Here is an 11,560-nt window from a genome sequence, read left to right on the forward strand (position 1 = left end):
GTTACTGATAAGATATAACTAATAGCATGGCCAAAAACGTAACAGCAAATCACAAATAACAAGTAAACAGAAATGTTTAAGTCCTTATCAGAAAATAAAAAGTCACCTATCTCCACAGGCAAGAAAATATATAACAAACCAAGCGAACAAAAAATTCCAGGAATCAAATATCCTAAAAAATCATACAATGAAAAAGGATTCTGTTTAATTTCCATATGAATAACCTTCCTATCTTGTTCTATTTAAAAAAATCTAAACATGGAGTAATTTGTCATAGCACATCAGTTCCCCTTGGAGATTGGCTCAAAAGCCTTTCGATAGAGTATCTCTCGTAAGGGAGCCATAGATTCTTCCAATGCAAGTTGAACTTCTTTCTCCATACACAGGCGAAAGAACTGATTAGAGGGTCCTGAACCCTTTTCATTGGAGGCTGCAAGCACCCAATGGGTATCTGTCTCTTCAATTGAAGAGGTACTGTTCGATTCCCCATATGCAAGCAGAAGCGCTAGTTTAGATACTACGTTCTTTGAGATGGTAATTGATTCACTCATGCTGACAATCCACACTACCTTCTTTGTTCAGATTTGGAGATGTATAATTATCAAGTCATATGACCTGATGTAAGACATCGCTTTACCTTGAAGAATTAGTAGTGGTTGGATTGTAGAGTATCAAGATAATCCAAACTAACCATAGAATCATTTATTGTATTTGTAAAGGATAATAATTCCATACATATTAAGTTTTTAAATATTTCATAAAATATGATAAATATTCGTCATAAGTAGTTATATATGCTAAATTATGAGCACCGGAGACAGATGCAATGAACCAAAGAAATCACAACCGTCAAGAGCAAAAGAGGACGTTGAAAGGTTTGCTTGAGAGAGCAATCCAGCTGCATATTGGATACTTGGTCCTATAGTTCTTTCTTAGCTGCAAGAAAACCAGAGGAATGCATGATATTGTACTGACTCTTTTACAAGGAATCACACTTACAAGGAGTAACCTGTAGTACCCTTCTTCAATCAAAGCTCCGACAGACAATCTTGATACAAGGATTTCATAGACTCCACGAATAGTCCCCACTCGGGATTCATTGATTTCTCTTTAGCCGTCAGGTAATACTGATATTTGTATAACATCCTCAAGGATTTTCGGATGGAAGGGTTTCGTACATACAGGAAGAAAATTATCTCGTACATTTTTATTGCTTGGACAGTATCCAGTCCTGTGGACCACGATTCAGCCTTTTCGACCAATTGGATAGCATTGTAATCATGAGCTGCAAAATATATGAGGCCTTTGACTGCGATATAAGCAAGCGTCTTAACCTCACCTCGATCATCTCGATTATCAATTTGTGGATCATATCGCGTGTAAGGATAGATTCTATCCTCGATCGAATCTCTTAGCATGTACTCAACAGCTGTCAATTCAGAATCTTTATGTATGATTATCTCAGAAGGCATTGCGTTCACCTTGTTCTGGATGAATGTCTTAATATCTCGGGAAACCAACTCATCACGGACTGCTTCGTGAATTGCCAGATTTGGAAATAGGTCAAAGATTGGCTTGAGCCAGCAGGTTTGAAATAGAGAAAAAGGTATACCTTTGACCGAAGACATCTGACGATCCGGGGGAATGAGAAAATTCGCATCCAGAGTGATTACTTGATTCGGATCATTGAATAATGAAACCAAGGCAGGGCTCTTACTCGCAACATCAACCGTCATGATTCCTTCCTTCAATGAAATCATGCATCTCATCCATATCATCCTGTGAGATGGAAATCTCGTAGCCATAATCTGAGGGACTCTTTTTGAACCGTCCTAGCAATCTAACGAATGTATCCTCATCAATCAGATTATCCTCGAAGTTTCGCAATATGGTCTCGATTGCTCTCGGTGAGGAACCGACTGTCTTGGTGGCTGTATTTAATTTCAGGAACACATCACTCTGAGTTGATCGACCAACCCTTCCGTACTCACCTTCTGAATCACGCTCATCAACGCCATAGAGCTCTTTATATTGCTCATCTCTTATGGCTTTAATCTCCCATAGCCGTTTCACCAACGAACGATACGGAAGCCACCAAGTACAGTGAAGTCTTGCAATGAATCTAAGCAACACTTTTTGTTGCACATCTGCAAGAGAGAAGGATTTGAATTCCTCGAAAACCCGTCGTTTAAGTACTTCTTCGGGAAGCAGGAATTCGGCAGCAAACCAGTTTGCCTTCGCTTCAACAACATCTTCCTCCTGATCATCCTGTCGACTCAGATGGGAGCCGGTCTTCGTGAAAAAGTGATACAGTTCATGGGCGATCGCAAAAACCTGCTTATCAAAATAATCAGCGGTATTGAGCCCGATGAACACAAGACACTCTCCACCCTCCTCGGAGTACAACAGAGCAGCGGAGAATGAAGGCTTATTTCCCTCTGCCTCAACAGGAATTTCGAGCAGGATAATCTCAAGCTTATCAAGAATCGTTTGGATATCGTTCGCTATCGGAGGATCATCAGAGAACCCGAGTTCAAATCGTTTATTTCTGGCTAATTCACGAATTGATTCAATATCTTGAATGCTAAGCTTGATTTTCCGATTCATGCTCGAACTTTCTCCTCAGTAGGATCTGCTGACGCAACGCAAACATCATGCCGAGCAGAGTATCAACTCCTTCCTTCTCAATCTCATTCATACTTTCGCTTCGAAGGGCAACAAAGGATCCCGAGTGTTCCTTCTCCATGAACATATCAGTGATTTCGAAACCAAGAACATCCGCCAGAGCTTGAAGCTGCACTATAGATGGGGTGAAGTCTTCCCGTTCAATTCGTCCAATCATGATTCGATGAAGCCCTGTGCGTTCACCAAGCTCTGCCTGGGTCAGATTCATTTTACTTCGCAGTTCGTTTACCGTTTTGGACAGTCTAACTGCGGATAAGATTTTCATCCGCGGGCCTCCTTTGCCTATATTATACGTTATTGTACGTGAAAATGTAACTATTATTATCAAATCTTTCAATAGCTACACATTAATAAGCTAAAATGTTACAAATTATTTCACACTCAAAATCCTCTCTTGCATTTTTATCGCCTAGACAGTGTCCAGTCCGGTGGACCACAATTCATCCTTCTTGACCAATTGGATAGCGTTGTAATCATGCGCTGCAAAATATAGGAGAATTCAAACAGCGAATGATTCTCTTTGATCGAGTTCGTCTCATTAGCGTTTCTCAGGCTCTACTTGCCAAGGAATTGATTTCTCCAGCCTGGTCAAGATAAGACTGTACATCAGTGCCTGGCTGTACGATGATATCGATGTCGGTGGATAGTCTTCTCGGCTTCTCCAGAAGGAGCAACAAGCTGGTTCCACCCTTGAAGATGAATGGCATGCCCACCTTTACGAGTGCCTCAAGCAAAGCCAAGGTAAAGATGCTCCTTTCAAGGATGGAGTTGTCCACGGTAAACCCACTTTTAATTTTCTCGATATGCTCACGTGTAAAACAGACAGGCTTCACCATACATCACCCCTGAACCATACGTTCAATCGTCGTATTGTCTCTAAGAAAGTCGAACACAGCCTTCACCTTACTCCTCCTAATAATAATTCACCTATACTTACGATAGATGATTGGTTTTTGATGATATAATTCCAGGACAGAGGACCTCATCTTAATTAAGTCTTTGAACTTCAGAAGGAGTCTGTCCTCGGTCCCGAATTTCCCTATTGGTTGATTAAGCCATCGAGCTTCTTTCAAGCGGGAGACTGGAAAACGGGATCCACTTTCTAACCCACAGGAGGTTTTCTTATGTCCATCGTCGCATTGGATATCGCCAGCAAGTCTGCCACATTCTGTGTTCTGGGAACCCAAGGAGTACAAAGCCAGGGTTCGCTCACCTTCGACCATGACGGCTTCTCTTCCTTCATTGCTTCCACCCAGATAAGCGATGCCTCGCTGTTCGTCATGGAGGGGCTACCACCTGCCGCTGTACCACTTTCTCTTGAACCACGGCAGGAAAGCACGTATCATTAACCCATTGCTTATCAAGCACTTTCATGACGGACAGACGCTCAGAAGGACAAAGACCGACGCTCTTGATGCCGTTACCATAGCCCGGTATGCGCAAGCCCACATGAGTGCATTGCAGGAGGACAGGATGCAGCTTGACAGCGAGAGCAAGATGCTCGCCAGGCGCAGGGCCGCCAATGCCGAGGATCTTGCAAAGGCAAAGACGATCCTCAAGAGCGACCTGTCCGTCGCATTTCCCGAGCTGCTGCGCTTCAATGTCTTCACCAAGACCCTGCTGGAGTTCCTGAGCATCTACGGGTGTTCCAAGGACGTACTTGGGGCCACCGACGGGCAGCTGCAGCAGGCCATGGATGTGCAAAAGGGCCGCAAGAGCGAGGAAATAACCGTACAGAACATCAAGGACCTCGCCCAGACCTCCATAGGTGTCAGCTATCGTGCCGCCATGGTCCGTGACAGCGCCAAGGCCGTGCTGGCATGCCAACAGCGTGACGAGGATCTCACCAAGGCCCTGGTGGAGCTCGAGAATGCCCTGCACAAGCGCCAGATGGAAATCCTCACTTCCATCCCCGGCATCGGTGAGGTTACCGCTTCCCACTTCCTTTCCGAGATTCCCGACATCGCCCAGTTCGCCACCTACCAGAAGCTCATCGCCTTTGCGGGCACCGATCCGGGCATCTATGAGTCGGGAGACACCAGCAAGAACCTGAGAATCTCCAAACATGGGAATGCAGTGCTGCGCAAGTATCTGTACCTGATGGCTGACAGCTGTGTGAAACACAACATCGTCTTCAATACGTATTACCACAAGAAACGGGATGCCGGTTTCCCACACAGAAAGGCCATGGTCGCAACTATGAACAAGCTCGTAAGGACACTTCATGCCCTGTTGACCAAGGATGAGATGTATTCCCTTTGAGCCTTGAAAAACATTATTGAAGTTTTCCATTGTTTATAGTTGACTCCTTCGTGCATAAAGAAGCATTGAGACCTGGTCGATGCGGTATTTCGTGAACATCAGCTCGATTGCTGCGGGATAATCACCTTTGGAGAGCATCAGATTCTTGTTTGCAAACAGATCAACTATTAATTTTTCCAAAGGCACCTGATACCGCTCGCCATCAGACTTGGGAGCCTCTGTGACCAGATGGTTGATGATGATCCCATCATCAGTACCGTACCGCAGTATCTCTTGGGCTTTGGGTTTCAATAACACCTTGCCTGGGAATTTTTCTGTAAGCGTGGAGAACACAAAATCACTTCCATCCTTCTCCACTTCGAGGAAAATCTGATTATGTGCCAACTGGTGATTGAAGAACTCGTTTAGCCAAGACAGTTCCCAAACCCTATAGGAGAGCAGAGGGAACTGCTCTTGCATGTACCCGATCACCTGCTGGGCTGCATGAGAATATACCCCGGTGAAGATACTTTTCATCGCCACTTTATCAACTTTCTTGTATTGATTGCGTCCAACCCTGACTATCAGTCTGGAATTGTGCAAGGTTCCCATTAAATATCTGAGCTGCGTCTCCTTGAAGGAGGGCTCGACAATCCTAGCTGCATGTAGGATCTGCTGTCTCGTACACGTGTCATCAGGTAAATTTCGAATGATTGCATGCTTGTTCATACTCATCACCTCCTCAGCCATTTCGGCAAATTTTCATTTATTTGCCGTTCTGGCTTTTTTTGACAGAATTATCTGGGTTCTTCCCCGAATGCCTGATATAACCATGCCTCTATTATTACACTTGAAGCTAAACTGTAATTACATGTGTTAGTTCAAATGGAGGTCGTTGACAGGTTGAGTGTAATACGAAACATTATAGACACGTGTAAAGAATTTATGGACATATGATTGTCATCATCGTCCTTCGTTGCAAAGGGGGGCGTGTTCATCTTCAGGAGGATCAACCATGAGAACAAAAGATTCCTTCACACCATGGGACAAGCTGTATCCCTATAAGGGCACGATGTACCATGCAACGTGGCCTACCCTCAAGGAACTTTTTGAGATAACCGTCGAACGCTTTGGCAGTCGGGTCTGTTGGAAAGAGTTCGTTCCAAAACCTGTTTCCTATACCTATAGTGAAGCCCTTCCCATCGTGAAAGGAATTGCCTCTTGGCTCCTCGGTTCCGGCATCAGGAAGGGGGACAAGGTCATTGTCAGTGGAAAGAACAGTGTGGCATGGGGATTTGGCTATTTTGCTGTCATATTCGCAGGAGCCACTGTCGTGCCTTTGGACAATGCATTAAGCGACGAAGACTTTATACGACTCGCAAGGTTCTCCGATTCTGTCGCGATGATTATCGACAGCAAGAGACTGAAGAACGTTGCTTCTGATCTTCCCATGAAGACCGTTGCATGCCTTGAGGAGAACGGTCCAGCTGAATGGATCATGCACAAGAGCGCCGAATATGTCGAGCCTGAACCATGCAGTGAGGATGATATTGCACAGATTCTCTTTACCTCCGGGACAACCGGGACTCCGAAGGGAGTCATGTTGACCCATAGGAATCTTGTCTCAGACATCTTCCTCTCGCAGGCAAATATGAATATTTTCGAGACAGACGTTTTCTATGCAATTCTCCCCATACACCATGCCTATACGCTCCTTGCGGTATTTCTTGAAGCAATGGGTGTTGGGGCATCCGTGGTATTCGGCAAGAAACTTGTTGTATCGCAAATGCTCAAGGATCTTAAGGAAGGAGAGGTAACCATGTTCCTCGGTGTTCCAATGCTCTTCAACAAGATGTATGGAGCTGTTATGGCTGGGTTGAAACAAAAAGGCAGGCTTGTATACGGAACCATTCGGGGCCTTATGGGCATCTCTGGGTGGCTCAAGAGAACGTTTGGCCTCAACGTGGGAAAGCATTGGTTCAAGTTCCTGCTCAAGAGACTCTCGCTCGACACCAACAGGATATGTATCTGCGGGGGTGGACCGCTTCCTGCATCGACGTTCAGGGGATTCAACGAACTCGGTATTGATTTCGTACAAGGGTATGGTCTTACCGAGACCTCGCCCATCACACATCTCAATCCCATCTATGCGTTCAAGGAATCCTCTGTCGGGAAGGTGGTTGCAGGTACCGAGTGCAAGATAGTCGACCCTGACGAGGATGGAAACGGACTGATCTTCATTCGTGGCCCCCAGGTGATGAAAGGATACTACAAGCATCCCGAGGCCACAGCTGAGGTTCTTGACCAGGATGGATGGCTCAATACTGGGGATATTGGACAGGTGGATGAGGAGAACTACCTTTTCCTGAGTGGGAGGGCAAAATCAGTGATTGTGAGCGAGGGAGGGAAGAACATCTTCCCAGAAGAGATTGAGGACAAATTCCAGCTCTACACAGAAATTGAGCAGCTGTGTGTAATTGGGTACATCAAGGACAAGCAAAGCGCTGGTGAGCATGTGAGGGTCATCATCTTCCCCTCCCAGGCATTTGCCGAAGGAAAGACTGCCGAAGCGATACAGGAGAGAATGGAGCAGATAGTCAAAGAGGTCAACGCTACCCTTCTTCCCTATAAGAGGATAGAGATGGTTACGGTGGTTGATGAACCGCTATCCATGACCTCATCCAAGAAGGTCCGTCGTGCTGAGGTCTCGAAGCGATATGAGATTGCCTGAAGGTGAAGTGAGAGAAAACACAGAGATACTTTCCGCCAGGGCATGGAAGATAGCCGAGGTTCTGGAGCAACGTTTTCCTGGTTGGGACTCCCGTCGATACATCATTGCAATGCTTATCTATCGGTATCTCTCCCAGGAAATGGAGCAGTTCGCAGAAGATCAACCGGAACTGGAGTTGCATCAGAAGCGATACAGAACCATGGATGACGAGGAGGTAGAATCGCTTGCAGATGAGGCGTCTTCCACTATTGGTTTTTTCATTCCTCCAAGTGGACTCTTCTGCAATGTGTACCGGGATGCCCCAAGAGATGGGAATCTGGGAAAGACCTTGGAATGGGTCTTTTCCGATATTGAGGAATCAGCGGTCGGATACGCAAGTGAGAGCGTCTTCAGGAACCTCTCAAGTCATCTTGCTAAAGATGAAATTGAACTGGGTGCTGTTCCCAGAACAAGAAAGCAGAAGCTATACAGCCTGATGAAGGCCGTCTCCAGTATCAGTCCAGAGGCCATTTTCGATATGACGAGTACCTTTGAGCACCTGCTTGACCAGTATTCCAGGCCTCAGGCAACAGGAGACGGGATATTCGAAGCACGGCTTGTACCTGACTTGCTTATACTCCTTGTGAACAGGGGAAGTAAGTCCATACAGTCATTCTATGACCCCTACTGTGGAACAGGTGTGTTGTTATCCCATGCACGCTTCCGCCTTGCCGAGGGGGGCTGTTTGTATGGCCAGAGCGAAATGATACCAGAGTACAACATGGCCCGTTTCTTCATGTTTCTCATCCATCTCGACCCAACTCGTTTCTCATTGGCCTATGGCGACTCACTGACGTCTTTCGAATCCTTTGGAGGACGTACGTTTGACGCAATCGCCAGCATACTCCCTGTGAGGAAGCGATGGGCCAGAGATGAGGATTCCTCTCTTGTAAAGGACAGCCGTTTCAGTCCTGCAGGAGTCCTGGCTCCGAAGGCAAAGACTGACCTGGCATACGTCATGCACTCAGTGTCATGCCTCAGTGAGAGAGGAACGGCAGCCTTTGCCCTGGGCGAAGGGGCCCTGAGCCGGGAAAGGGCTGAGAAGACAATACGAAGCTGGCTTCTGGATAACAACCTTGTCGATGCCGTCATCAGACTCCCGGCCTATGGCCATCATGCAGACACGATGCATCGCCATGTGCTTGTCATACGAAAGGGAAGAAGGGAGGACACCATTCTTTTCATCGATGCATCTTCACAAACTAGAGACAAGAGGCCTTCCTTCATACTGATCAGTGAGATATCCCACATATACAACGAACGAAAGGAAGTGCCCCACTATGCTTACCTTGTGGACAGGAAAGAGGTCATGGAAAACAGGTGTGATCTCAGGCCTTTCCACTATGTTGAGAGTAATCACCCTTGTGAAGGGGAATCAGGGGAGTCGCTTGAAAAAGCCATTGAGAAGACAGGGAATGATCTTGCATCGTTGGCTGTCTCCCCTACCGTGCTTGCTTCGTTGGCTAAGAAGCTTGATCAGGCGCCTTTCCTGCCTGTTGGTAAAGTGGCGGCCATCAAAGGGGGCAAGAACATAAGGTCCTATGCATTCACAGATTCCCCTACAGGGATTGGGTATGTGAGGACATCAGATCTTGCATGCAAATCCAGTGATTGCCTCCTCGTCAGTTCGTCCGTGCTCAGGATCTCACCGAAGGTAACCACTGCAAGGATGTTTGACAGGGATACGGTGCTTATTCCCAAACATGCCACAAGCATCAAATCGGGCAGGAGGGGGATCCTGGCTAAGAGTTCGGCTGTAGATGGAAACCTGTTGAGCCTTGTCCCACAGGAAGGGGTACGAGAAGAGTACCTGCTACATGCATTCGGGGCTTGGGCCCGCGGGGTATGGCTCAAGAGAACCAACCACAAGGGAGTACTGCGCTGCAGCGATGCCAATGATGCCATGATCAGGGTTCCCCCTATGGGAATACAGAAGCAGGTAAGTGAGACAATACGTTCCCTTGAAGCGTCTGAGCGCTTGTTGGAAAAGAGGATCTCCCTGTTGAGAAAACGCTTGGGGAAGCGTCTGTATGAACTCATGTTGTCCATTCATGATGCGCCCCACTTCCCTGTTTCTGCTGTTGCGGAAGTCTCGAGGATTCCTGGTTACAAGTACACCAAGTTTGTGAGGTATGCTGATTCGGGTGCATGTATTGCCCTGAGAGGATGCAATGTGAAGAACGGTCGCCTCGATCTGTCAGATGCACAACGTCTTGATGACACGGTCCTGCATGAGATCAGCTCTGCGCTTCTCCATACAGGAGATATTCTGTTCACTGTTGTCGGCTCTCCGGGCCATGCAACTGTGATAGATTGCGATGATCTCTACTATCTGGAGCCTGGCGTAGCCCTGATCAGGGTTGATAAGACAAAGGCACTTCCTGCATATCTGTTCTACTGGTACCTGAACAGCCCTGATTACAGGGTACGTGAGGAAAGGTATGTGAGCAGGAGAAACATTCCTTTCGACCGTATACGAAATTTCAAAGTTGGTCTTCCTCCGCTGGAGCGGCAACGAGACATTGTCGAGGAGCTCGAGCGTGAGTACATGGCAAGGATTATTGAGTCGGAAAGAGCATTGTCAGAAGTTCATACGAATCTTGAGATGCTTGTTTCAAAGCTGGCTTTGTGAATTGGAAGGTGAGTATATGGATATTGATGCCAATAATATAGGGTATGGGAATGATCGGGTACGGGTTGTCGATTGTGATACGTTCTACCGTGTGAAGCCAGTGAAGTACTTTGCGATCAACCAAGAAATGTCTGCAATACATGCCGACATGTTTGGTTGTGGGCACAGGGTGCTGTTGGACAAAGAGCATCGCGCATGGATGATCTTCAGGACCAGGATGTACATACACTACCTTGCTTCCTGGAGGACTGGATTCGAGGCTGAGACCTGGTGCCAAGAAGGGCATAGGCTCTTCTTTCCCCGTGCTGTTACGGCAAGGGAGGTGGGTGGAGGGCCTCTTTTTGAGGCATACAACCATTGGATTGTCCTGGATATGGAACAGGGAAGACCCGAAAAGCCATCATACCTTGAGAGCAGGTTGCTCTATCCACCTACAAACGAGAGGTGGTTCGATCCTGCTTTTCCGAAGTTCCCTCGGCAAGAGGATTTCTCCAAAGGGGTTGTGAGCAGGGACAAGGTGCACATGGACTACTATGACTATGATTACAACAGGCATGTGAACAACCTGAGCTATATAGATTGGATGATGGCCTCCTTTCCCTATGAGCATCTCGATACGTACTATCCTTCATTCATCGATGTCGAGTGGAAAAGGCAGTGCCACCATGGGGATGCACTCGTGGTGGAAACGAGAAGCAAGGATGCAAATCAGTTTCTGACCTGTATCAAGAGAATTGATGCTACTGGCATCGAGGAAGTGGTGTTCCATGCAGTCACGCACTGGAAGAAGAGGCAAACAGTTGTTTGAGAGATACCAATAAGATTACCTTACCTCTTGCTTGCTGATCCTCCTTACGGTCTCATGGCTGACATGAAGGAAGCTGGCGATGTCCCTGAGGGCATGGCCGTCGGTTACTGCAGCATGAATAAATTGGTTCCTGAGTTCCCTGGAGAGTGGTGATTTTGCCCCTGAGACAACCATGGCATGAAGCTCCTCAAGGTTCCGCTTTGCGAGTGTCCGATCCAGGAGACAGGAGAGCCGTTCCCTGGTTTCTTCCCGCTTGTCGATGATGGTGGCAAAGCCGACCTGTGGGGTCCATTTTTCATGTTCGGTGCACTGGATATAACGCTGTAGAGCAAGGGAGGGATCAGGGGAGAAGAGGGAGAGCAAGGTTGTTCTGGCGATTATATAGATGTTTCCAGTGCACACTTCTGTATGACCACTCCATCGG

At 47.0% G+C, this 11,560-nt stretch carries 13 protein-coding genes; 5 read left to right on the top strand and 8 right to left on the bottom strand.

Going from position 1 to position 11,560, the window contains the following annotated elements; translation table 11 throughout:
• The 6 genes from JF818_RS16470 to JF818_RS12930 form a co-directional block, all read right to left on the bottom strand.
• The coding region (locus JF818_RS16470) for a hypothetical protein (RefSeq protein WP_370570343.1) at nucleotides 1-215 on the bottom strand (215 nt) is incomplete at its 3' end.
• Nucleotides 216-281: 66 nt separating this feature from the next.
• Nucleotides 282-551: a hypothetical protein gene (locus JF818_RS12910; protein WP_198892399.1), complete on the bottom strand. Its 270-nt coding sequence runs from the start codon at nucleotides 549-551 to the stop codon at nucleotides 282-284.
• Nucleotides 552-1,028: 477 nt separating this feature from the next.
• Nucleotides 1,029-1,736 (bottom strand): hypothetical protein, encoded by a 708-nt coding sequence (locus JF818_RS12915; protein WP_198892400.1) that lies wholly within the window; start codon nucleotides 1,734-1,736, stop codon nucleotides 1,029-1,031.
• Nucleotides 1,726-2,607 carry an ImmA/IrrE family metallo-endopeptidase gene (locus JF818_RS12920; RefSeq protein ID WP_198892401.1) on the bottom strand — a complete coding sequence of 294 codons (882 nt, stop codon included), beginning with the start codon at nucleotides 2,605-2,607 and terminating at the stop codon, nucleotides 1,726-1,728. Before JF818_RS12920 ends, JF818_RS12915 begins: the two co-directional genes overlap by 11 nt.
• Complete coding sequence (locus JF818_RS12925; protein WP_198892402.1) at nucleotides 2,585-2,950, bottom strand: helix-turn-helix transcriptional regulator; 366 nt, start codon at nucleotides 2,948-2,950, stop codon at nucleotides 2,585-2,587. Before JF818_RS12925 ends, JF818_RS12920 begins: the two co-directional genes overlap by 23 nt.
• A gap of 283 nt (nucleotides 2,951-3,233) precedes the next feature.
• Nucleotides 3,234-3,521, bottom strand: coding sequence for a nucleotidyl transferase AbiEii/AbiGii toxin family protein (locus tag JF818_RS12930; protein ID WP_198892403.1), 288 nt, complete (start codon nucleotides 3,519-3,521; stop codon nucleotides 3,234-3,236).
• A 288-nt stretch (nucleotides 3,522-3,809) separates the two neighbouring features.
• Between JF818_RS12930 and JF818_RS12935 the strand changes: the two genes are divergently transcribed.
• Together JF818_RS12935 and JF818_RS12940 are read left to right on the top strand one after the other, a co-directional pair.
• Nucleotides 3,810-4,034 carry a hypothetical protein gene (locus tag JF818_RS12935; protein ID WP_198892404.1) on the top strand — a complete coding sequence of 75 codons (225 nt, stop codon included), beginning with the start codon at nucleotides 3,810-3,812 and terminating at the stop codon, nucleotides 4,032-4,034.
• A complete protein-coding gene (locus tag JF818_RS12940) occupies nucleotides 3,949-4,947 on the top strand; it encodes an IS110 family transposase (RefSeq protein WP_233067784.1) in 999 nt (332 codons plus the stop codon). The genes JF818_RS12935 and JF818_RS12940 overlap by 86 nt, the downstream gene beginning before the upstream one ends.
• Nucleotides 4,948-4,980: 33 nt before the next feature.
• Here JF818_RS12940 and JF818_RS12945 read toward each other — a convergent pair whose 3' ends face one another.
• The gene (locus JF818_RS12945) at nucleotides 4,981-5,655 is read right to left on the bottom strand and encodes a DUF6577 family protein (protein ID WP_198892406.1); all 675 of its coding nucleotides are present in this window, start codon (nucleotides 5,653-5,655) and stop codon (nucleotides 4,981-4,983) included.
• 286 nt (nucleotides 5,656-5,941) lie between these two features.
• Here JF818_RS12945 and JF818_RS12950 point away from each other — a divergent pair, with 286 nt between their 5' ends.
• The 3 genes from JF818_RS12950 to JF818_RS12960 are packed head-to-tail and all read left to right on the top strand — an operon-like array spanning nucleotide 5,942 to nucleotide 11,136.
• Nucleotides 5,942-7,657 (top strand): long-chain fatty acid--CoA ligase, encoded by a 1,716-nt coding sequence (locus JF818_RS12950; RefSeq protein ID WP_198892407.1) that lies wholly within the window; start codon nucleotides 5,942-5,944, stop codon nucleotides 7,655-7,657.
• The gene (locus JF818_RS12955) at nucleotides 7,623-10,328 is read left to right on the top strand and encodes a type I restriction-modification system subunit M (protein ID WP_198892408.1); all 2,706 of its coding nucleotides are present in this window, start codon (nucleotides 7,623-7,625) and stop codon (nucleotides 10,326-10,328) included. The genes JF818_RS12950 and JF818_RS12955 overlap by 35 nt, the downstream gene beginning before the upstream one ends.
• 16 nt (nucleotides 10,329-10,344) lie before the next feature.
• Nucleotides 10,345-11,136: an acyl-[acyl-carrier-protein] thioesterase gene (locus JF818_RS12960; RefSeq protein ID WP_198892409.1), complete on the top strand. Its 792-nt coding sequence runs from the start codon at nucleotides 10,345-10,347 to the stop codon at nucleotides 11,134-11,136.
• A 15-nt stretch (nucleotides 11,137-11,151) separates the two neighbouring features.
• Here the strand turns inward: JF818_RS12960 and JF818_RS12965 are convergent.
• Nucleotides 11,152-11,560, bottom strand: a 409-nt coding sequence (locus JF818_RS12965) for a hypothetical protein (RefSeq protein ID WP_198892410.1), incomplete at its 5' end; no start/stop codon positions are given.

This window comes from Sphaerochaeta sp. S2, assembly GCF_016406725.1.
In the GTDB taxonomy this organism is placed as follows: Bacteria; Spirochaetota; Spirochaetia; order Sphaerochaetales; family Sphaerochaetaceae; genus Sphaerochaeta.